Below are 21757 nucleotides of genomic sequence, written 5' to 3' on the forward strand. Positions count from 1 at the left end.
GGCGCGGTTCATGGTGGAAAGGACTCCCGGGGATACGAAAAGTCATCGCGGACGCCGGCGGGGTGCAGCGACCGAGGCGGACATATCGTGCGCGCCGACCGAGGGACGACGCAACGGAATTGATCCGTACGGGTGCGGTTCCGGTCCGTCCGGCCGTCGGTACCGAATCCCCGATGACGGAACACAGGGGTCTCTGTGGGGGGTGGACCACGACGAGTCGGCGCGGCCGGTAGTGAGGTGTGGACGATGACCACTAGTGTCATGGTCGATGAACGACACATCTTGTTTCGCGTCGGACCGCGCGCGATGAGTGCGGACGAGTCGGACACGGCCGCGTCGAACACGGTCGACTCGGCCTGCGTGGTGCCGACGTCCGACGTGAAGGCCCGGCGGGCCGCCGAGGCGGACGAGTTGCGGTCGCTGCTGTCCGCGGCGGCGACGGGCGATCAGTCTGCCTTCGGTCGGCTGTACGACCTCACGTCCTCCCGCGTCTACGGCATGGTTCTGCGTGTCCTGCGGGACCCGGGGTTCAGCGAGGAGACCACGCAGGAAGTCTTCCTGCAGGTCTGGCGGTCCGCCGATCGCTACGACCCCGCCCAGGGTTCTCCTCTGGCCTGGATGATGACGCTGGCGCATCGCCGCGCCGTCGACCGGGTGCGGTCGGAGCAGTCCGGCACCGATCGGGAGGCGCTCTACGGCAGCAAGGCCCACAGCCCGGCGCACGACGAGGTGCTCGAATCGGTCACGCAGACCCTGGAATCCGAGGCGGTGGTGCGCTGCCTCGGGTCGCTCACCGAGACCCAGCGTGAATCCGTCCGCATGGCGTACTACAACGGATGGACCTACCGCGAGGTGGCCGAGCGACTCGGTGTCGCCGTGCCCACCGTCAAGTCCCGCATCCGGGACGGACTGATCAAGCTACAGAAATGTCTGGGGGTGGACGGCGGTGAGTGACCCTGCCGACCACGGCCGACATCGGAAAGACGAGCTCGACGCCATGCCTTCCTCGCTCTCACCCACGTCGGGCGACGCCGCGTCGCGGGATCTGCTCGACCTCGCGTACGCCTACGCACTGGACGCGGTGGACGACGACGAACGCGCGGACATCGAGCGGCGAGTGGCGTCGGCGCCGGCGGACCAACGGGCCCGCTTCGACGCCGTCGTCGAGTCGGTCCACGTCACCCTCGCGCTGACCGCCGACGCTGACGCCAGTCCCGCGCCCGCACACCTGCGGGACAAAATTCTCGCCGCCGTCGACTCCGGTATCGCCGCCGGGCAGCCGGAACCCGGCGCGGAGCCGTCCCCGGTCGTCTCGCTCGACGACCGCCGACGCACCCGCCGGTGGCGTCTCGCCGCGGCCGCCGCCGCCGCGGTTCTCGTGGTGGGCGTCGGGGGAGCCGTCGTGTCCCAGCAGTTCGGTACCGACCCTGCGTCGCCGACCGCGACCGTCCTCGCCGCCGACGACGTCCAACGCAGCACCGTGCCCGTCGAGGGTGGCGGCTCGGCCACCGTCGCCTGGTCGCCGACGCACGACGCGGCCGTCGTCACGCTCGACGGCGTCGCCGACCCCGGGGACGGGCGGGTCTTCGAGATGTGGCTCATCGGCGCGGACCCCGAGCCCCGGCCCGCCGGACTGATCGACGCCGACAGCGCCACCGCCGACCGGGAACACCTGGTCAGCGGACTGTCCGGCGCCACCACCTGGGCCGTCACCGTCGAACCCGACGGCGGGTCGGACGCTCCCACCAGCCAGCCGATCGTCGCCGTCACCTTCTAGGCGACCCGCCTACGCCGGGCCGCTCCTCCGCAGGGCCCCCACGATCGTCTCCACCTGCTCGTAGGCCCGGTCCAGCAGCGTGATCACCAGATCCGCGGTCGCGGCCGGGTTCTCCACGCGCAGTCGCTCGAAGTCGGCCGGCGCGAGAACGGCCACCGCGGTCTCCTCGACCGCGGTGATCCGCAACCCGAACTCGCTCCGCCTGATCAGCGGAATCTCGCCGAAGCTCATCCCGGCGGACAGCGTGGACACCGGACGCACGACGTCGTCCGCCGCGACGAACTCCACCGACACCCGACCGGAGAGCACCAGGACCAGACCGAGAGCCGGGTCGCCCACGTCCGCGACCACCGTGCCGGCCGCATAGGTCACGGCGCTGGTGAGGGCCATGATGCGATCGCGGTGCGCGGGCGTCGTCGCCGCCAGCACCGGATGTGCGGCCAACGCCACCTCGGTGGCCTGCCGCGGCCCGTCGCACCACCGATCGAGAACGACGTCCTCGGCCCACCGCAGCGCCGAGTCCAGTGTCGCGAACACCCGACCGGAGCCGTCCCGGTCGGCCAGCGTGGACACCGTGTGGGCCATGGTCCCGCGCGGATCGACCAGCCCCGCCGCGCACCCGGCGCCACGGAGTTGCTCGGCCAGCGCGTCGAGCATGGACCGCGCGACGCCGCTGACGTCGTCGACACGGCGCATGTCCAGCACCACGGCGTCCGGCGGGGCCTCGTCCGCGGCCGGGGTCACGGCGCGCACCACCGACTCCGCGGCCGAGAACAACAGATCCCCGTGCAGTTCGTAGACGCGCGCCCGCGACCCACGCTCGGCGAGGGTGCGTTGTTCGGACGCGGTGCGGCGGCGACGCGACGGGGCGTCGACGATGCTGTACCGCGCGCGGACCGCGCTGCGGGCCGCACGTCCGACGTGCAGGAAGTGCAGTTCGAGGCGCCGGGACAACTCACGGCAGGCAAGGACCCCGCGCACGCTGTTGCCGTGCTCGTCGAGGCGGGGGGAGAAGACGGAGATGCCGAGCTGGCCCGGGAGGACGGCCATGACCGACCCGGCGACACCGCTCTTGGCGGGGAGTCCGACGCGGTTGACCCAGTCGCCCGCTCCGTCGTACATGCCGCAGGTGGTCATGACGCTGAGGACCCGCTCGGTCAGCACGGGGTCGGCGGCGATCTCTCCGGTGCACGGGTTGGTGCCGTTGTTCGCCAGGGTGGCGGCCATGGCTGCGATGTCGCGACCGGTGACGGTCAGCGAGCACTGCCGGAAGTACAGGTCGACCGCGGCGTCCGGGTCGGACTCGACCACACCGAAGGAACGCAGCATGTGGCCGATGGCGCGGTTGCGATGGCCGGTGGCGGCTTCCGAGGCATGCACGGCGGCGTTCAGCTCGAGGTCGCGGCCGGCGAACCGGGAGAACGAGCGACGGATGCGGTCGAACTGCACGTCGGGGGTGTCGCCCGTCACCAGCGACGCGGCGGTGATGGCCCCGGCGTTGATCATGGGGTTGCGCGGACGCTCGGTGACGGGGTCGAGACTGATCTCGTTGAACGGTTCACCCGACGGTTCGACGTCGATCTTCGTCGCCACCGCCTCCTCGCCGCGATCGGCCAGGGCCAGGGCGTAGGTGAACGGCTTGGAGACCGACTGGATGGTGAACGGCACCCGCGTGTCGCCCACCTCGTACACGTAGCCGTCCGCGGTGGTGAGGCAGATGCCGAATCGGTCGGGTTCGGCGGACGCGAGCTCCGGGATGTAGTCGGCGACGGCGCCGGACGTGTCCTCGGCGCACAGCGCGTACACGTCCTCGAGGATGTGTTGCACGACGTCGGTCATCGTTCTCGGTGCCTCGTTCCGTCGGTGCTGGTGTGGCCGGTCGTACGGTAACGCGACGCTCGGTGGCACGTAGACTGGCGTGACCGATCGGCGCGCCTCGATCGGACCGTACGAGGGGAGACGATTTCGTTGGGTGTTCTGTCACGTGTGCACGAGCCCGGCGACCTGCGTGCCCTCTCCCTCGACGAGATGACCGAGCTGGCCTCGGAGATCCGGCAGTTCCTGGTGGAGAAGGTGTCCGCCACCGGCGGCCATCTCGGGCCGAACCTGGGTGTGGTCGAGCTGACGCTGGCCGTGCACCGGGTGTTCGAGTCGCCCGCCGACGCCGTGATCTTCGACACCGGCCACCAGGCCTACGTCCACAAGATCGTCACCGGTCGGGCCGACAGGTTCGACACGCTGCGCAAGGACGGCGGGCTGTCCGGCTACCCGTCGCGGGCGGAGAGCGAGCACGACTGGGTGGAGTCGTCGCACGCGTCTGCGTCGTTGTCCTACGCCGACGGACTCGCGAAGGCCTTCGCCCTCACCGGCCGGTCGGACCGGCACGTCGTCGCGATCGTCGGCGACGGTGCCCTCACCGGTGGCATGTGCTGGGAAGCGCTCAACAACATCGCGGCCGGGCAGGATCGCTCGCTGGTCATCGTCGTCAACGACAACGGTCGGTCCTATTCGCCGACCATCGGCGGCCTGGCCGACCATCTCGCCACGCTGCGTCTGCAGCCGGGGTACGAGCGCGCACTCGACACCGGTCGCCGGGTCGTCCGGAACATCCCGGTGGTCGGCTCGCCCGCCTACGCCATGCTGCACGGCATGAAGGCCGGGCTGAAGGACGCCGTCAGCCCGCAGGTGATGTTCACCGACCTCGGCATCAAGTACCTCGGTCCGGTGGACGGGCACGATCAGTCGGCGATGGAATCGGCGCTACGCCGCGCGAAGGCCTACGGCGGACCGGTCATCGTCCACGCCGTGACCCGCAAGGGCATGGGGTACTCGCACGCCGAGAACGACGTCGCCGATCAGATGCACTCCACCGGTGTGATCGACCCGCTGACCGGTCGCGCCGTCGCCGTCGCGGCGCCCGACTGGACGTCGGTGTTCTCCCGCGAACTCATCGCCCTCGCCGCCGAGCGCACGGACGTCGTGGCGATCACGGCGGCCATGGCCGGCCCGACCGGGCTCGCTGCCTTCGGCGACCGATACCCGGACCGCTTCTTCGACGTCGGAATCGCCGAGCAGCACGCGCTGACGTCGGCGGCGGGCCTGGCTCTGGGCGGTCTCCATCCCGTGGTCGCCGTCTACTCGACGTTCCTCAACCGTGCTTTCGACCAGTTGCTCATGGACGTCGCACTACTGAAGCAGCCCGTGACCCTCGTCCTCGACCGCGCCGGAGTGACCGGATCGGACGGAGCGAGCCACAACGGCATGTGGGACATGTCGCTGCTGGGCATCGTGCCGGGCATGAAGGTCGCCGCGCCTCGTGACGCGGCCACTCTCCGGGAGGAACTGGCCGAGGCGTTGGCCGTGTCCGACGGGCCCACCGCGATTCGTTTCCCCAAGGGGGCCGTGCCGGAGAGCACCGTGGCCGTGCGTCGGATCGACGACGTCGTCGACGTCCTGCACGAGACGGACGGGCCGGGCGACGTCCTGCTCGTCGCCGTCGGACCGTTCGCGTCGTTGGCGCTGGACACCGCCGAGGAACTGGCGGCCGGCGGCGTGCGCGCCACCGTCGTCGATCCGCGGTGGGTGCTGCCGGTGCCGCAGTCGCTGACCAAGCTCGCCGCGGACTACCGCCTGGTGGTCACGGTCGAGGACAGTGGCCTGCACGGGGGCATCGGTGCGTCCGTGTCCGCCGCGTTGCGCGCCGCGGGTGTCGACGTCCCGTGCCGGGATCTCGGTGTGCCGCAACAGTTCCTGGACCACGGTTCGCGTGACCGGATTCATCGGGAGATCGGGCTGACCCCGGCCGACATCGCCGGTCGGGTGTTCGGGTGGCTCGGCCATCGGCCGGACGGCATCTGACCGAGCCACCGCCCGCGTCGCGGTCAGGCTGCCTTGCCGGCGGCGTCCTTCAGCTGCGGCAGGATGCGCTCGAGGACCCAGGGCGTCGACACCGGGTTGACGTTGCTGAGTCCGGCGATCACCTGCTGATCGGTCATCGCGATCGCGGAGCCGGACTGCACCGCCGGCAGGGTGGCCAGTGCGGGCACCGAGTCGAAGGTGAAGCCGTCCGGGGTGAAGGCCACGATGACGTCGGCATCGAAGCTCTGGACGTTCTCGAGCGACACGGTGGAGAAGAAGGAACCGGTGGTGTCGGCGTCGGCCAGCGCGGTCACGCCCGGCGCGTTCACGAAGCCCATCTCGTTCAGCACCTGCACGCGCGGATCGGTGGGCAGGTACACGTTGGCCTGACCGGCGTCGGTGTCGAGATTCACGACGGCGACCGTCTTGCCGGCGAACTCCGGGTTGGCCTCGGCCTCGGCGGCGAGCCGTTCGCCCAGACCGTCGATCAGGCCCTGCGCCTCGGCGGGCTTGCCGACGGCCTCGCCGATCATCGTGGTCTGCTCCTGCCACGTGGTCTGCCAGGGGCCGCCGGGGTACGCGACCACGGGGGCGACACCGCTGAGGGTGTCGTAGTAGGTCTGCGAGAAGCCCTCGTACGGAGCGAGGACCAGGTCGGGTGCCAGGGCGGCGAGGGCCTCGACGTCCGGGTCGCCCGCTGCCGGATCCTCGTACAGCGTCGTCGCGTCGGCGTCGTAGAACTCCTGCGCCCACGGCATCACGCCGTTCTCGTCGGCGCCGTAGGTGTACCGCGGCTGTCCCACCGGGGTCACGCCCAGCGCGCCGAGGATGTCCTGGGCGTTCCATCCCATCGTGACGATGCGCTCGGGGGCGGAGGGGATCTCCGTCGACCCGAAGGCGTGCTCGATGGTGACGGGGAAGGCTCCGTCGCCGGTGCCGGCGGAGGTCGATTCCGAGCCCGAGTCCGAGGAGCACCCGGCCACGAGGGCGACAGCGGCGGTCGCAGCGACGAGGGGAACGAGGCGGTTGCGTTTCACGAGGGTAGCCTAACCTATGCAGGTGGGCCGGGGTGATGGTCCGGGGCTCGCCGGTGTGGGCGGCTCGGGTTCTGGTCGGGGCGCAGGGAAGGGTTGCGCAGGTTCCGGTCAGGTGCGCGGGGTGCAACCGGTGACGGTGGCGAAAACCTGCGCAGGAACGACGACACCTCCGGGGGATGCGCGGAGCACCCACCCGGAGGTGTCGGTCGAGCGGCGAACTACAGGCTGGCCACACCCTTGTCGAGGAAGCGGTGCCCGGTGACGGCCTCGGAGGTGCCGGTGCGGTCCAGGTACGGAGTGATGCCGCCGTTCCAGAAGCCGAACCCGCCGCCGAGGATGAGGCACAGGTCGATGTCCTGAGCCGCAGCGACGACACCCTCGGTGAGCATGATGTCGATCTCCTCCGCGAAGGCGCGGCGGGTGCGATCGAGCACCTGCTCGGCCGTGGACGGAGAGTCGCCCTGCGGCCAGAGGTCCGCGACCTCCGGGTCGACGGTCTTGGTGCCGTCGGCGCCGTAGGTCCACACCGCGGACTTCTTCGCGGCGACCATGGCCTGGAGGCCGGGGGAGTCGTGGAAGCGCTCCGGGTAGTACTCCGCCATCGTCTCGCCGGTGTGCAGTGCCACCGCCGGGCCCACCAGGGACAACAGGGTCAGCGGGCTCATCGGCATGCCGAGTTCCCCGATGGCGTCGTCCGCGACGTCGAAGGGGGTGCCCTCGTCGATGGCGTTCATGACCTCGCCGAGCGCTCGGGTGAGCAGCCGGTTGAACACGAAGCCCGGCTTGTCGGCGACGAGCACGGCCGACTTCTTCAGCGACTTCGCCGTGGCGAACGCGGTGGCCAGCGTGGCGTCGTCCGTCTTCTCGCCGCGGATGACCTCGAGCAGCGGCAGGACGGCGACCGGGTTGAAGAAGTGGAAGCCCACCACTCGCTCGGGGTGCTTCAGGTCCGCGGCCATGCGGGTGATGGACAGCGACGAGGTGTTGGTCGCCAGGATGGTCTCCGGGGAGACGTGCTCCTCGAGCTCGGCGAACACCTTCTTCTTGACGTCGAGGTTCTCGAAGACGGCCTCGATGACCCAGTCGGTCTTCGCGAACGCGGCCTTGTCCAGCGAGCCGGACACGAGCGCCTTGAGGCGGTTCGCGGCGTCGGGTGAGAGCCGCTTCTTGCCCTGCAGCTTGTCGATCTCCGCGTGGACGTAGCCGACGCCCTTGTCGATGCGCTCCTGATCGATGTCGGTGAGGATCACCGGCACCTTCAGCTGGCGCACGAAGAGGAGGGCGAGCTGGCTGGCCATCAGTCCGGCTCCGACGATGCCGACGCCGGTGACCTTGCGGGCCGCCGACTTGTCGGGTGCGCCGGCGGGACGCTTGGCCCGTTTCTGCACCAGGTCGAAGGCGTAGAGACCGGCCCGCAGTTCGTCGGCCATGAGGAGGTCGGCGAGCGCCTCGTCCTCGGCGGCGAATCCGGCATCGAGCGACGCCGGGTCGCCGAGATCGGTGTTCCGCGCCAGCTCCAGCAGTTCGACCGCCTTGACGGGTCCCGGAGCATGGTTGCGGGTCTTGCCGGACACGATGCCCTTGGCGCGGGCGATCGCGTCGTCCCACGCCTGGCCGCGATCGATCTCGGGCCGGGCGGGAACGACGTCACCGGCGAGCACCGAGGCGGCCCACACGAGCGACTGCTCGAGGAAATCGGCGCCGCCGAGCACCGCGTCCGCGATACCGATCTTCTGCGCGTCGGCCGGCTTCAGCATGCGGTTCTGGTTGAGAGCGTTCTCGACGACCACCGTCACCGCGGCCGACGGGCCGATGATGTTGGGCAGCAACTGCGTTCCGCCCCAGCCGGGCACGAGACCGAGGAACGCCTCGGGCAGTCCCAGGGCCGCGGCGTTGTCCGCGACGGTCCGGTAATGGCAGTGCAGGGCCAGCTCCAGACCGCCGCCGAGCGCAGCGCCGTTGACGAAGGCGAACGTCGGCACCGTCGATTCGCGGAGACGACGGAACACGGCGTGGCCGCGGCGCCCCATGGTCAGGGCGACGTCCCGGTCGGCGATCTTCGGCACACCGTTGAGGTCCGCGCCGACGGCGAAGACGAACGGCTTGCCGGTGACCGCGACGGCGACCGGGTCGGCGGCGTAGGCCTCGTCGAGCGCCGCCTCGAGCGCGTCGAGTCCGGCCGGGCCGAAGGTGGACGGCTTGGTGTGGTCGAAGCCGTTGTCGATGGTCACGAGGGCGACGGGTCCGTCGATGCCCGGGACGGTGAGGATGCGCGTGAAGGCGTGCGTGACGACCTCGTCGGCGAAAGCAGCCGCGCTGGTGGATTCGGTCATGATGGTCACTTGCTCCCGTCGAAGTTCGGGTTCTCCCAGATGACGCTGCCGCCCATGCCCAGGCCGATGCACATGGTGGTGAGGCCGTAGCGGACATCGGGGCGGGTGGCGAACTGTCGGCTGAGCTGGGTCATCAGCCGAACGCCGGACGAGGCGAGGGGGTGGCCGCACGCGATGGCGCCGCCCCACTGGTTGACGCGAGCGTCGTCGTCGGCGATGCCGAAGTGCTCGGTGAACGCGAGGACCTGGACGGCGAAGGCCTCGTTGATCTCGAAGAGCCCGATGTCGCCGATCGACAGGCCGGTGCGGGCCAGCAGCTTCTCGGTGGCCGGCACCGGGCCGACGCCCATGACGGCGGGGTCGACGCCGGCGAAGGCGAAGCCCACCATGCGCATGCCGACCTTCAGGCCGAGTTCGGCCGCGGTGTCCTCACCCGCGAGGATCGCCGCGGTCGCGCCGTCGTTGAGGCCGGCGGCGTTGCCCGCGGTCACGCGTCCGGCGGGCCGGAACGGCGTCTTCAGCGCGGCGAGGTTCTCGAGGGTGGTGCCGGGACGAGGCGGCTCGTCCTCGGTGGCGAGGCCCCAGCCGGCGGCCGACTTGGTGGCGACGGGGACGAGCGTCTCGCCGATGAGTCCGGCGCGCTTGGCGGCGTCGTACTTCTCCTGGCTCGCCACGGCGTACGCGTCGGTGCGGTCCTTGGTGATCGACGGGTACCGGTCGTGCAGGTTTTCCGCCGTGTTGCCCATGACCAGAGCGCTCGGGTCGACGAGGCGGTCGGCGAGGAAGCGCGGGTTCGGGTCGACGCCCTCGCCCATCGGGTGGCGGCCCATGTGCTCGACGCCGCCGGCGATCACCACGTCGTACTGCCCGAAGCCGATGCCCGACGCGGTGGTGGTCACCGCGGTCATGGCGCCGGCGCACATACGGTCGACGGCGAAGCCGGGGACGCTCTGCGGGAGTCCGGCGAGCAGCGCACTGGTGCGGCCGATGGTCAGGCCCTGGTCACCGGTCTGGGTCGTGGCGGCGATGCCGACCTCGTCGACCCGCTCGGGCGGGAGTTCCGGGTTGCGGCGCAGAAGTTCCCGGATGGACTTGACCACCAGGTCGTCGGCGCGGGTGTCGGCGTACATCCCCTTGGGGCCGGCTTTGCCGAACGGGGTGCGGATGCCGTCGACGAAGACGACACCGCGGGCGGACGAGGCGGCAGCGGGCGAGGACTGTTCGGACATGATTCCTTCCGACGAGCGCGAGGATCGGCTCGGACGGTGGTCCGAGCACCGTCACTGTAGACCGTCTGCTACTCGTCGGTAACTTCGGGCGCGTCCGCGGTGGCCAGCGCCTCCGCGGCCACGGGACCGACCAGCTCGCGCTGCCACGGACGAGCGCCGTGGGCGGCGAGAACCGCGTCCACGTGTGCCGGTAGATCGTCCGTCGCGGGTGGGCCGGGCCACTCCCAACAGAGGCGTCGGAGGGTGTCCGGGGCGCAGAGATTCTCGACGGGCACGTGCACCCGTTCCGACAGCGCTGCGACGGCCTCGCGCACGGCGGCCAATCGCGCCGCGGCGGCCGGGTCGCGCCGGGCCCACCTGCTGATGGGCGGAGGGCCGGTGAACGGCTGGGCGACCGGAGGCAGTACGTCCTCCGGCAGGCCGCGGGCACGCTCGAGCGCGGACATCCACACATGGGATTGACGGCGTTGCCGCGGACCGCCGAACACGGGCAGCGACCGCAGCTCCCCGCTGGTCGACGGATTCTGTTGTGCTGCAGCGGTGATGGCGGAGTCGGGCAGGACCCGGCTGGGTGCGACGTCCCGCTTGCGGGCGAGATCGTCACGCGCGGTCCACAACTCGCGGATCGCCGCCAGGGTGCGGGCGTTCTTCACGGTGTGGATGCCCGACGTCCGGCGCCACCGGTCCGGTTTCGGCGCGGGCGGTGGGGCCAGCCGAATGTGCTCGAATTCCTGTGCGGCCCAGTCGGTCTTACCCTGGCTCGCCAGCTCCTCGGCCATGGCGTCGCGCAGTTCCACCAGGACCTCGACGTCGAGAGCGGCGTAGTTCAGCCACGTGTCGGGAAGCGGGCGCGTGGACCAGTCGGCGGCGCCGTGCCCCTTCTGCAGGGACAGCCCCAGCACCCGTTCGACCATGGCCGCGAGACCCACGCGCTCGAAACCGGCCAGGCGCCCGGCGAGTTCGGTGTCGTAGAGCGAGCCGGGGATCAGGCCCAACTCGGCGAGACCCGGCAGGTCCTGGTCGGCGGAGTGCAGGACCCACTCGAGGTCGCCGATCGCGTCGGCCAGGACGGCCAGGGCGTCGCGGCCGTCGTCGCCGGCCGCGACCACCGGGATGGGATCGAGGAGCACGGTGCCGGCACCGCGACGTCGGAGTTGGATCAGGTAGGCCCGAGCGGAGTATCGGAATCCGGAGGCACGCTCGGCGTCGACCGCGAGTGGCCCGGACCCGGCGGCCAGTGCGGCCGCGACGGCGCGCACCGCGTCGGGCGTGTCCGTCAGCGGCGGCACTCCCTCGCGCGGCGCGAGCAGGGGTGTCGGCTCGGGGGAGACGTCCGCGGCCGGGGAGTCGGCTGCGGACGGGTCGGGCGTGTCGGAACTGTCGGGCACCTCGGCCACTCTAGGCGTCGGCGGTGCCGGTCGACCCGCGTGCTCCCAGGCGGGTGATCCCCGCGGGCGGCAGACCGGCGGCGTAGGCGAGCACCTCGCAGAACGCCTCGACGTGGACGGACAACTCGTCGGTCAGCGCGGTCCACGAGGAGCGCAGTTCCAACTGGTGCGCTCGCGGGGGACCGGCGATGTCGCCGAAGCGCACCGAGCTGGTGGACGTCACCGTGCCGCCCAGGGCGGTCAGCGGCTCGTTCCGGGAGTCGAATGCCTCGACGAGCCAGGACCACGCCACGTCGGGAAGGAGGGGGTCGCCCGCGAGGGAGGCGTCCACGTCGGCCTGGATGTACGCGACCAGGCGCATCGTGCCGTTCCAGGCCTCGTCGCCCTCGGGGTCGTGCAGCAGGATCAGCCGGCCGAAGGCGTCACCCTCGGTCTGCTCCGGAACGCCCTCCGATTCCGGGTGGCGCACCTCGGCGCCGAGGGCGTAGCTGTACGGCGCGAGCCGCTGGGGTGGCCGGATCGGTCCCACCTCGATGCTCGGGTGCACCGTGGCACGGTGCATGGCCTCGATGGCGGCGCGGAACTGCGCGGGTTGCGAGGCATCGGGCGTGGTCACGAAATCGGACGTTAGCCCGGTCACGGGGCACAGGAGCGGAGGCGCGCCGGACCGCGGCGTTCTGGCAGCATGGACGCCGATGAACACCACCTCGGCCCCCGCTTCCGGTCACGACGTCGCGCGTCGGACACTTCCCGACGCCCCGTTCCTCGCGGCGGCGACGGGCCGGACGCCGTCGCGGCGTCCGGTGTGGTTCATGCGGCAGGCCGGTCGGTCGCTGCCGGAGTACCGGAAGCTGCGCGAGGGCACGTCGATGCTCGCGTCGTGCTTCGACCCCGAGATGGTCTGCGAGATCACGATGCAGCCGGTGCGCCGACACGGCGTCGATGCCGCGATCCTGTTCTCCGACATCGTCGTTCCGCTCAAGGCCGCCGGCATCGACCTCGAGATCGTCGCCGGCACCGGTCCCGTGGTGGCCGAGCCGGTGCGGTCGGTGGCCGACGTGCGCGCGCTGCCCGCGCTCTCCCCGGACCAGGTCCGGCCCGTCGCCGACGCGATCGGCCGGCTGCTGACGGCACTCGGCGAGACCCCGCTCATCGGCTTCGCGGGCGCGCCGTTCACTCTGGCGTCCTACCTCGTGGAGGGTGGGCCGAGCCGCAACCACGAGCGCACCAAGGCGCTCATGCACTCCGACCCCGAGACCTGGCACGCACTCCTCGGCTCGCTGGCCGACACCACCATCACGTTCCTCACCGCGCAGCTCGACGCCGGCGTCGACGCCGTCCAGCTCTTCGATTCCTGGGCCGGCGCCCTGTCGCTCGCGGAGTACCGCGAGTTCGTCCTGCCGCACTCCACGCGCGTGTTCGACGCCGTGGCCGCGGCGGGCGTGCCCCGCATCCACTTCGGCGTCGGCACCGGTGAACTGCTCGGCGCGATGGGGGAGGCCGGCGCGGACGTCGTCGGGGTCGACTGGCGCATTCCGCTCGACGTCGCCGCGACGCGGGTCGGCCCGGGCAAGGGTCTGCAGGGCAATCTCGACCCCGCGGTGCTGTTCGCGGGTCCCGACGCCGTTCGCCGTCAGGTCGAGCGCATCGTCGGCGAGGCCGACCGCGCGCTCGCGGCGGGAGCGACCGGGCACATCTTCAACCTCGGCCACGGCGTGCTCCCGGCCACCGATCCCGACGTGGTGACGTCGGTGGTGGAGTTGGTGCACTCGCTGTGACCACCGTGGCCGTTCTCGGCGCGGGCATCAGCGGCCTGGTCGCGGCCCACCGGTTGCGACGGATCCTCGGGCCGACGGCCCGCATCCTGCTGGTCGACGACGCCGAGCGGGACGGCGGCAAGCTGCGGACCGTGGACGTCGGGGACGTCCCCGTGGACGTCGGTGCGGAAGCGTTCGTCGCCCGCCGCCCCGAGATGCCGGCTCTGCTGGCCGAACTGGGTCTGAGCGACCTGCTCGTGCGCCCGTCGACGACCGCTCGTCCCCTGGTGCGGTCCGGCGGGTCCCTCCACGCGCTCCCCGTCGGGACGCTCATGGGCATTCCTGCCTCGGCGGAGTCGGTGGCGCACCTCGTCGACGAGGACACCGTCGCGCGGATCGAGGCGGAGGCGACAACGCCGCTCCGGTGGACGCCGGGCGACGACGCCTCCATCGGGGATCTGGTCTCGGAGCGGTTCGGGCCGCAGGTCACCGCACGCAGCGTCGATCCGCTCCTGGGCGGGGTGTATTCCGGCCTGTCCGTCACCACCGGCGTGCGCGCGGCTCTGCCCGGTCTCGCGGCGGCGCTCGACGCGGGGGCCACGAGTCTGACCGACGCGGTGCTGCGGGCGCGCCCCGCGCCGGCGCCGGGCCCGGTCTTCGGTGGGTTGCGCGGGGGCTATCGACCGGTCCTCGAGGCCCTGGCCGACGCGGCCGACGCCGAGCGCGTCGTCACGCGGGTGGGGTCCGTGACGTCGACCGGAGCGGGGTGGACCGTCGACGGCGTGGGCACGGTCGACGCCGTCGTCGTCGCTCTTCCCGCACCGGCCGCCGCCGCCGCTCTCGCGGCCTTCCCGGCCCTCGCGGGACACCTCGGCGCGATCGAGCTCGCGTCGTCCGCCGTCGTCGCACTGCGATTCGACGGGGTCGATCTGCCCGACAACTCCGGCGTCCTCGTCGCGACCGGCGAGCCGCGGCACGACGGGGAACCGTTGCGGGCCAAGGCCTTCACCCTGTCGAGCCGGAAGTGGCCGCACCTCGCCGACCGCGGCGGCGAGTTCGTGCGCGCGTCCTTCGGCCGCTACGGCGACGCCGCGATCGTGGACGAGCCGGACGACGTGCTGATCGATCTGGCGCGGCGCGATCTCGCCGACGTCCTCGGGGTGGACGCCGCCCCGACCGCCGCCGTCGTCCAGCGGTGGCACGGCGGGCTGCCGCAGTACCGTCCCGGCCATCTGCGCGTCGTGGCCGACGTCGAGGCCGCGGCGGCGGAGCTGCCCCGACTCGAACTCGCGGGCGCGTACCTCCACGGGGTCGGGGTGCCCGCGTGTGTCGCGGTGGCGAGCGCTGCGGCGCAGCGCACGGCCGCCGCACTCGCCTGACCGCGGGGTCAGCGCGTGAGGATGCGCTCGAGATCGTCGAGGACCGCCTGGCCGCCCTTCGGTCCGACGCCGGTGATCCACGTCGACTGATCCACCGGGTGAGGGTTCGGGAACACTGCCGGGTCGGCGACGATCGGCGCCGGCAGCGGCGTGTCCGCGCCGGGGTCGACGGTGGTGACCAGCACCAGGTCCGCCTCGGCCTGCGACACCAGTTCGGGGGAGAGGTCGACGCTGATCTCGTCGCTCCATTCGGGGCGGGCCGGGGTGGTGAAGCCGGCGCACTCGAGCGTGCTGCCGGCGAAGGACAGCGGGCCGTAGAGGGTGAGAACGTCGTCGCGCGGGCGGATCAACTGAGCCGTCCGGCCGGCGGTGTCGTGCGCGGCCGCGACCTCCGCGCACCGGGCGGTGTACTCGTCGAGTACCTCGTCCGCGCGGTTCTCGCGGCCGAGTGCACGGCCGACGAGGCGCACGTTGCCCTGCCACGGGTCGGATTGCGACGCCATGAAGACGGTCGGTGCGATCGCCGCGAGCCGGTCGTAGAAGTCCCCGTGCCGGGTGTCGGTGCCCAGGATCAGATCGGGCTCGAGGGCGGCGATGGCCTCGAGACGCGGTTCGGCCACCGTCCCCACCGTGGGGATCTGCTCCGCCTCCGGGCCGAGGTACGCCGGGACGCCGGTGGCCTCGCTCAGCACGGTGGTGCCGACGGGGATGACACCGAGGGCGACGGAGGTGTCGAGCTCGACGGGCTCGAGGGTGATCACGCGGACGGGATCGGCGGGCACCTCGGTGGCGCCGCGGGCGTGGTCGACGGTGCGGGTGGCGTCGGGTGCGCTCTCCTCGGCGCCGGGCGACGAGCATGCGGACAGCACGAGCGAGGCGGTCGCAACGGCCGCGATCACGAGGGCGACGGGGCGCACGGAACTCCTGACGGTCGAGGTGCTGGGCAAGGGCAGCCTAACCTCATGTCGGCCTCCGGTGGGCAGCACGGTCGGTGACACGCCTGACAGTTCGAGCATCGACGCCGGGTGGCACGATGAGGCCATGGCACGTCTCGACTTCGACAAGCTCAACTCGACCCTGCGGTACTCGATGCACTCGGTCTTCACCGCCACACCCGGAGCGCTCGGTGAGGACCGCGCCGAGGCGCTCGCGGAGGCGCGTGCCTTCTTCGACGAGTTGGCCGAGACGGACGTCGTGGTCCGCGGGATCTACGACGTGTCGGGGCTGCGTGCCGACGCCGACTTCATGATCTGGTGGCACGCGGAGAAGATCGAGGACCTGCAGGCCGCGTACGCCCGGTTCCGCCGCGCGACGCGACTCGGCCGCGCCAGCACCGCCTTCTGGAGCAACGCCGCCCTGCACCGTCCCGCGGAGTTCAACAAGTCGCACGTCCCGGCGTTCATCGCGAACGAGGAGCCCGGCGCCTACATCTGCGTGTACCCCTTCGTCCGGTCGCTCGACTGGTACCTGCTGCCCGACGAGGAACGGCGCACCATGCTCGCCGACCACGGCAAGGCGGCCCGCGGCTACAAGGACGTGCGCGCCAACACCGTGCCGTCGTTCGCGCTCGGCGACTACGAGTGGATCCTCGCGTTCGAGGCGCCGGCGCTCGATCGCATCGTCGACCTCATGCGCGACCTGCGCGCCACCGAGGCCAGACGGCATGTGCGCGAGGAGGTTCCGTTCTTCTCCGGCCCGCGCGTGAGCATCGAGCAGCTGGTCGAGTCCCTGCCGTGACGGGCGCACCGGACGCCGTTCTCTTCGACTTCTCCGGAACCCTCTTCCGGCTCGAGGAGGACGAGAGCTGGTTCGCCGACCTGCGTGTCGGTGACGACGAGGAGATCGACGGCCACTACCAGGCCGAGCTGATGCGTCGACTCACCCAACCCGTCGGCGCCACGGTCACGTTGGACGACGAGGGTCACCGGGCCTGGGAGCGTCGGGACCTCGACCCCGCCATGCACCGAGCGGCGTACCTGGCCGTACTGGCGGCGTCGGGCGTGCACCGCCGTGAGCACGCGGACGCGTTGTACGGACGCGTGATCGACCCGGACTCCTGGACCCCCTACCCGGACACCGCCCGGGTGTTGCGCGCACTGGCCGACCGCGGCATTCCCGTCGCGATCGTCAGCAACATCGCGTTCGACCTCCGTCCGGCGTTCGCCCGGCTCGGCGTCGACGACGCCGTCACGTCCTTCGTCCTGTCCTACGAGGTCGGGGCCATCAAGCCGGACCCCGACATCTTTCGGGCCGCTCTGGGCGATGTCGGCGTTCCGGCCGAGCGCGCCCTCATGGTGGGGGACAGTGAGGAGGCCGACGGCGGCGCGCGCGCGGTGGGCGCCGCCTTCGGGCTCGTCGACCCTCTCCCGACCGTCGACCGTCCCACCGCACTGCTCGACGTCCTGGCCGCACACGGACTCGACCTGCGGTGACCGCCCGCGCGACACCCCACGGCGACGACCGGTGCGTTCCGCACATGGCCCACTACGGGCGCTTCTCGGTCGAGACCGACGGCACCGACGTCGTCGCCGTGCGACCCGTCGCGGAGGACGGTGATCCGTCCCCGCTGATCGGCAACGTCCCGGGCTCGGTCACCCACCCGTCGCGCATCCGGCGACCGGCGGTGCGACGCGGGTGGCTCGAGCACGGACCGGGTCCGACGACACTGCGTGGCAACGACTCCTACGTCGAGATGGACTGGGACGAGTTCGTCCCGCTCCTCGCGGGTGAACTCCGCCGGGTGATCGACCGTCACGGCAACGAGGCGATCTACGGCGGCTCCTACGGGTGGGGGAGCGCGGGGCGGTTCCATCACGCGCAGAGTCAGGTGCACCGGTTCCTCGACACGATCGGCGGCTACACGCGGTCGGTGGGCAACTATTCGCTCGGCGCCACCAACGTGGTCATGCCGCACGTGATGGGCAGCCACTGGAAGCTGTTCTCACGCTCCACGTCCTGGGACGTGATCGCCGAGCACACCGATCTGCTGGTGGCGTTCGGCGGCGTGCCGATCAAGAACACCTTTGTCAATCACGGTGGGACGAGCCACCATCCGACCCGCGACGCCCTGCATCGACTGCGGGCGCGCGGTGGGCGGATCGTGTCCATCTCGCCACTGGCCGACGACCTCGAGGGCCCCGCCGAGCGCCTCGCGCCGCTCCCCGGGTCCGACGTCGCGCTCATGCTGGCGCTGGCGTACGTCCTGGCGTCGAACGGGTGGCACGACACGGACTTTCTCGCGCGGTACACGGTCGGGTACCACCGGTTCGAGGACTACCTGCTGGGGAGGGCCGACGGCGTTCCCAAGTCGCCGGAATGGGCCGAGGCCATCACCGGCATCCCCGCGTCGGTCACCGAGGACCTGGCTCGGCGTATGGCCCGCAGCACCACCATGATCACGGTGACGTTCTCGTTGCAGCGCACCCGCCACGGTGAGCAGGCCCCGTGGATGGGCATCACGCTGGCCGCCATGCTCGGCGGAATAGGCGTTCCGGGAGCCGGTTTCGGCCACGGCTACGGCTCGATGAACGAACCCGGCATCGGACCGGTGCCGTACCCGTTGCCGACGCTGCCGCAGGGCACCAATCCGGTGCCGACGTCGATTCCCGTCGCGGCCGTGTCCGACATGCTGTTGAACCCGGGTGCCCCGTACGACTACGACGGCGAGCAACGGGCGTTCCCCGACATCCGACTGGTCCACTGGGCGGGCGGCAACCCGTTCCACCATCATCAGGATCTCGGTCGACTGCGCGAAGCGCTGGGACGCCCGGACACCGTGATCGTCCACGATCCGTACTGGACGCCGATGGCCAAGCATGCGGACTTCGTCGTCCCGTCGACCACGTCGCTCGAGCGGGACGATCTGAGCTGCACGCGCAACGACCCGTGGCTGGTCGCCATGCCGGCCGCGGTGCCCCGCTTCGCCGACAGCCGGGACGACTACGAGACCTTCACGCTGCTGGCCCGCGAGCTCGGCGTCGAGCAGGAGTTCACGGAGGGGCGCACCGCGGCGGAGTGGCTCCGGCATCTGTACGAGCCGTGGCGCGGGTTCGCCGCCGCCGCCGGCCGGGTCACCCCGCCGACGTTCGACGAGTTCTGGCGGGACGGGGCGTTCCGAATGGACACCGAGGACGATCTGACGCTGCTCGAGGACTTCCGGAACGACCCCGAGCGGGCGCCGCTCCGCACCCCGAGCGGTCGCCTCGAGATCTTCTCCGAGACCATCGACGGCTTCGGTTACGACGACTGCGCCGGCCACCCCCGGTGGTACGAGCCTCGGGAGTGGCTGCGAGGAGAGCGCGCGGAGCGCTTCCCGCTGCATCTCGTGGCGAACCAGCCGAAGACCCGCCTGCACAGCCAGCTCGACCACGGTGCGGTCAGCCGGGCGTCGAAAGTCCAGGGACGCGAGCCGATCCGGATGCATCCCGACGACGCGCGGGCGCGCGGACTCGACGACGGCGACGTCGTGCGGGTGTTCAACGACCGCGGCGCATGCCTGGCGGGCCTACGGATCGACGACGGCCTGACGCCGCGGGTGGCACAGCTGTCGACGGGTGCCTGGTACGACCCGCTCGACCCTGCCGACCCGCGGTCGATGTGCGTGCACGGCAACGTGAACGTGCTCACCGAGGACCGCGGCACCAGTTCACTGGCGCAGGGCTGCACCGGCCAGCACGTCCTCGTCGAGATCGAGAAGTGGACGGAGGCACTGCCTCCCGTGCGCGCCCACCGACCGCCGGCGTTCGCGGAACGACCTCAGAAGTAGACGCGGGAGATGACCTGCGCGACCAGCGCGGGCTTGTCCACACCCTCGATCTCGACGGTGGAGTCCACGGTCATCTGCACGGCGCCGTCGGCCAGGGTGTCCGCCGAGCCGAGCACGGCGACCAGACGGATGCGCGACCCCACCGGCACAGGGTGGACGTACCGAACCTTGTTGCTGCCGTAGTTCACTCCCATCCGGGAGTTCTCGACGGCGTACGTCTGCCAGGACAGCATCGGCAGCAGGGACAGCGTCAGGTAGCCGTGGGCGATGGGTCCGCCGAACGGGCTCTCCTTCGTGGCCCGCTCGACGTCCACGTGGATCCACTGGTGGTCGCCCGTGGCATCGGCGAAGGTGTTCACCCGCTCCTGAGTGATCTCGAGCCAGTCGCTGGTCCCGATGGTCTCGCCGACCGCGCCGGTGATGTCGTCTGCCGAGGTGAAGGTACGCACCCCCCGGACCCTAGCGGCCCGGGGTGCGCGGGGTGTCACTTCGTGTCGGGGACCAGGGTCAGCGAGATCGAGTTGATGCAGTACCGCTGGTCGGTCGGGGTCGGGTACCCCTCGCCCTCGAAGACGTGTCCGAGGTGGCTGTGGCAGTTGCGGCACAGCACCTCGACGCGCTTCATGCCCATCGATCGGTCCTCGCGCAGGATGACCGCGTCGGTGTCGGCCGGGTCGTAGAAGGACGGCCAGCCGCAATGGGACTCGAACTTGGTCGTGCTGCGGAAGAGTTCGGCGTCGCACGCGCGGCAGCGGTACACGCCCTCGGTGGTGGTGTCGGTGTACTCACCGACATAGGGGCGCTCGGTACCGGCCTGGCGGAGCACGGCGTACTCGGCGGCGCTCAACTTCTCCCGCCACTGCTCGTCGGTGAGGTCGTAGGCCGGTCGATCGGTGTTCGTGTCACGAGCGGAAGTCATGCGACCACGCTAATGCGTGTCGGCCGCGCTCGCCGTCGTCGCAGGTGAGGCGGTGCGCACCGAGGGGCGAGCGGTGAGGAAGTCGGGGTCGATGCCGTCGGCGAGACGTCCCTCCCGCTTGGCGGTCAGGTACCGGTTCACCAGCACCGCGAAGACCACGACGATGAGCAGCGACCATCCCCACGTCACGCGCAGGTACTCGAGGGTGCGCCCGAACTCGGGGAACCGGCCCACCAGCCAGCTGTCGTAGCTGAGGAATCCGTACGCCGCGAGCCACGCCGGCCAGTTGCGCATCACCGAGTTGCGCAGCACCACCGACATCAGCAGCGGGAACAGCATCATCGAGTAGTACATCTGGCCGAGCGACGCCAGCAGGAACGAGGCCACCAGCAGCAGTCCGCCCGCAGTGACGACGAAGAAGAGTTCGTCGTGGCGGTAGTACTTCCACAGCAGCCAGAGCGAGACCGCGACCATGGCCGCGAACACCACCCGAAGACCGACGACGAGTCCGGCGGGGAGTCCGTAGTAGAGGCCGTTGCCCACGATCGAGCTGTTGAAGTAATCCCGCGTCTCGAGCAGGTAGGGCACGGTGTGCGAGACGAAGGCGAACGGATCGACCGACAGCGGCAGGGCCAGCAGGGTCAGGACCACCGGGACCCCGATCGCGGTGACGACGACGCGCCATTCCTTCCGCACGAGCGGGAGCAACAGCAGCGGTGCCAGGGTGGGTTTCACCGCGATCGTCAGCCCGATCGCCGCGCCCGCCCAGTACTGCCGCTTCCGCAGCAGCAACATCATGAAGAGCACTTCGCCGAGCAGGAGCAAGCCGTTGATGTTGGTGAAGATCAACGTGTTGGTGACCGTCTCCGTGGAGAACGCCGCCAGAAGAACCGCAGGGGCGGCGACGGACGTGACCGACAGATCGAAGAGGCGAAGCAGGAGGTACAGCGCGGCGACGACGGCGACGGCGTTGATGCCGATGTACAGCCAGCGGGCCTTCTCCGGATCGAGGACCGCGATGGGCGCGATCAGCAGCGTGCCGCTGGGCGGGTAGAGATAGTGCGGATCGACCGAGTCGAAGTTCGCCACGTAGACCTCACGCCGGTTGAGGAACGCCAGCGCGGCGTCGTAGACCGGTCGGAAGTCGTCGGTGATGTTGCCGTTGACGGCTTTGACGATCACCCGGTTGACGGCGGTGAGAATCGCGATGGGCCAGAGGGCGTAGGTGAGGACCTGCGCAGTGGTCCGCCCCGTCCTCGGTTCGAGGGCACCCAGTGCGGACGAGACCGGCGATTCACGGAAAGACACGAGGGGG

Annotated in this window: 18 protein-coding genes; 8 read left to right on the forward strand and 10 right to left on the reverse strand. The window is 71.0% G+C overall.

Annotation, left to right across the window (positions count from 1 at the left end):
- Positions 1-306: 306 nt before the first annotated feature.
- Positions 307-954 (forward strand): sigma-70 family RNA polymerase sigma factor, encoded by a 648-nt coding sequence (locus tag RC2_RS12705; RefSeq protein WP_139277387.1) that lies wholly within the window; start codon positions 307-309, stop codon positions 952-954.
- Between the two features lie 43 nt (positions 955-997).
- Positions 998-1777, forward strand: coding sequence for an anti-sigma factor (locus RC2_RS12710; protein ID WP_068152431.1), 780 nt, complete (start codon positions 998-1000; stop codon positions 1775-1777).
- Positions 1778-1786: 9 nt separating this feature from the next.
- On the opposite strand, the gene glsA is transcribed toward RC2_RS12710, so the two are convergent.
- Positions 1787-3616: a glutaminase A gene (gene glsA / locus RC2_RS12715; protein ID WP_068152433.1), complete on the reverse strand. Its 1830-nt coding sequence runs from the start codon at positions 3614-3616 to the stop codon at positions 1787-1789.
- Positions 3617-3745: 129 nt separating this feature from the next.
- On the opposite strand from glsA, the gene dxs reads away from it, so the two are divergent.
- Complete coding sequence (gene dxs / locus RC2_RS12720) at positions 3746-5635, forward strand: 1-deoxy-D-xylulose-5-phosphate synthase (protein WP_072681484.1); 1890 nt, start codon at positions 3746-3748, stop codon at positions 5633-5635.
- Between the two features lie 23 nt (positions 5636-5658).
- On the opposite strand, the gene RC2_RS12725 is transcribed toward dxs, so the two are convergent.
- The 5 genes from RC2_RS12725 to RC2_RS12745 all read right to left on the reverse strand — a co-directional run bounded on the left by RC2_RS12725 (position 5659) and on the right by RC2_RS12745 (position 12184).
- A complete protein-coding gene (locus tag RC2_RS12725; protein ID WP_068152436.1) occupies positions 5659-6672 on the reverse strand; it encodes an iron-siderophore ABC transporter substrate-binding protein in 1014 nt (337 codons plus the stop codon).
- A gap of 218 nt (positions 6673-6890) precedes the next feature.
- Positions 6891-9005: a 3-hydroxyacyl-CoA dehydrogenase NAD-binding domain-containing protein gene (locus RC2_RS12730; protein ID WP_068152532.1), complete on the reverse strand. Its 2115-nt coding sequence runs from the start codon at positions 9003-9005 to the stop codon at positions 6891-6893.
- Positions 9006-9010: 5 nt separating this feature from the next.
- Entirely contained in the window at positions 9011-10234 is a 1224-nt protein-coding gene (locus tag RC2_RS12735; protein WP_068152438.1) for a thiolase family protein, read from the reverse strand.
- Positions 10235-10302: 68 nt separating this feature from the next.
- Positions 10303-11622 (reverse strand): HRDC domain-containing protein, encoded by a 1320-nt coding sequence (locus tag RC2_RS12740; RefSeq protein ID WP_371828713.1) that lies wholly within the window; start codon positions 11620-11622, stop codon positions 10303-10305.
- A gap of 10 nt (positions 11623-11632) precedes the next feature.
- Positions 11633-12184: a DUF3000 domain-containing protein gene (locus RC2_RS12745; RefSeq protein ID WP_245811121.1), complete on the reverse strand. Its 552-nt coding sequence runs from the start codon at positions 12182-12184 to the stop codon at positions 11633-11635.
- Between the two features lie 133 nt (positions 12185-12317).
- On the opposite strand from RC2_RS12745, the gene hemE reads away from it, so the two are divergent.
- Entirely contained in the window at positions 12318-13400 is a 1083-nt protein-coding gene (gene hemE, locus RC2_RS12750) for a uroporphyrinogen decarboxylase (RefSeq protein ID WP_068152446.1), read from the forward strand.
- Positions 13397-14758 carry a protoporphyrinogen oxidase gene (locus RC2_RS12755; RefSeq protein WP_068152449.1) on the forward strand — a complete coding sequence of 454 codons (1362 nt, stop codon included), beginning with the start codon at positions 13397-13399 and terminating at the stop codon, positions 14756-14758. The genes hemE and RC2_RS12755 overlap by 4 nt, the downstream gene beginning before the upstream one ends.
- Before the next feature lie 8 nt (positions 14759-14766).
- On the opposite strand, the gene RC2_RS12760 is transcribed toward RC2_RS12755, so the two are convergent.
- Entirely contained in the window at positions 14767-15675 is a 909-nt protein-coding gene (locus tag RC2_RS12760; protein ID WP_245811108.1) for an ABC transporter substrate-binding protein, read from the reverse strand.
- A 124-nt stretch (positions 15676-15799) separates the two neighbouring features.
- On the opposite strand from RC2_RS12760, the gene hemQ reads away from it, so the two are divergent.
- From hemQ to RC2_RS12775, 3 genes are read left to right on the forward strand one after another with little or no spacing between them, the layout of a single operon-like run.
- Entirely contained in the window at positions 15800-16495 is a 696-nt protein-coding gene (gene hemQ, locus RC2_RS12765) for a hydrogen peroxide-dependent heme synthase (RefSeq protein WP_068152455.1), read from the forward strand.
- Complete coding sequence (locus tag RC2_RS12770; protein ID WP_068152457.1) at positions 16492-17190, forward strand: HAD family hydrolase; 699 nt, start codon at positions 16492-16494, stop codon at positions 17188-17190. The genes hemQ and RC2_RS12770 overlap by 4 nt, the downstream gene beginning before the upstream one ends.
- Before the next feature lie 44 nt (positions 17191-17234).
- Complete coding sequence (locus tag RC2_RS12775; protein WP_068152535.1) at positions 17235-19523, forward strand: molybdopterin-dependent oxidoreductase; 2289 nt, start codon at positions 17235-17237, stop codon at positions 19521-19523.
- On the opposite strand, the gene RC2_RS12780 is transcribed toward RC2_RS12775, so the two are convergent.
- From RC2_RS12780 to RC2_RS12790, 3 genes are read right to left on the reverse strand one after another with little or no spacing between them, the layout of a single operon-like run.
- Entirely contained in the window at positions 19514-19972 is a 459-nt protein-coding gene (locus RC2_RS12780; protein ID WP_068152459.1) for a MaoC family dehydratase, read from the reverse strand. The genes RC2_RS12775 and RC2_RS12780 overlap by 10 nt on opposite strands.
- Before the next feature lie 35 nt (positions 19973-20007).
- Entirely contained in the window at positions 20008-20442 is a 435-nt protein-coding gene (msrB, locus tag RC2_RS12785; RefSeq protein ID WP_068152463.1) for a peptide-methionine (R)-S-oxide reductase MsrB, read from the reverse strand.
- 9 nt (positions 20443-20451) lie between these two features.
- Entirely contained in the window at positions 20452-21750 is a 1299-nt protein-coding gene (locus tag RC2_RS12790; protein ID WP_068152466.1) for a glycosyltransferase family 87 protein, read from the reverse strand.
- Between the last annotated feature and the right edge of the window lie 7 nt (positions 21751-21757).

It is taken from the genome of Rhodococcoides corynebacterioides NBRC 14404 (assembly GCF_001894765.1).
Taxonomy (GTDB): domain Bacteria; phylum Actinomycetota; class Actinomycetes; order Mycobacteriales; family Mycobacteriaceae; genus Rhodococcoides; species Rhodococcoides corynebacterioides.

Bases quoted from the DNA above. Each gene is read 5' to 3' on its own strand.
- RC2_RS12705 (WP_139277387.1), top strand. From the start codon at position 307: ATGAGTGCGGACGAGTCGGACACGGCCGCGTCGAACACGGTCGACTCG.
- RC2_RS12710 (WP_068152431.1), top strand. From the start codon at position 998: ATGCCTTCCTCGCTCTCACCCACGTCGGGCGACGCCGCGTCGCGGGAT.
- glsA (WP_068152433.1), bottom strand. From the start codon at position 3,616: ATGACCGACGTCGTGCAACACATCCTCGAGGACGTGTACGCGCTGTGC.
- RC2_RS12730 (WP_068152532.1), bottom strand. From the start codon at position 9,005: ATGACCGAATCCACCAGCGCGGCTGCTTTCGCCGACGAGGTCGTCACG.
- RC2_RS12735 (WP_068152438.1), bottom strand. From the start codon at position 10,234: ATGTCCGAACAGTCCTCGCCCGCTGCCGCCTCGTCCGCCCGCGGTGTC.
- RC2_RS12745 (WP_245811121.1), bottom strand. From the start codon at position 12,184: ATGCACCGTGCCACGGTGCACCCGAGCATCGAGGTGGGACCGATCCGG.
- hemE (WP_068152446.1), top strand. From the start codon at position 12,318: ATGAACACCACCTCGGCCCCCGCTTCCGGTCACGACGTCGCGCGTCGG.
- hemQ (WP_068152455.1), top strand. From the start codon at position 15,800: ATGGCACGTCTCGACTTCGACAAGCTCAACTCGACCCTGCGGTACTCG.
- RC2_RS12775 (WP_068152535.1), top strand. From the start codon at position 17,235: ATGGCCCACTACGGGCGCTTCTCGGTCGAGACCGACGGCACCGACGTC.
- msrB (WP_068152463.1), bottom strand. From the start codon at position 20,442: ATGACTTCCGCTCGTGACACGAACACCGATCGACCGGCCTACGACCTC.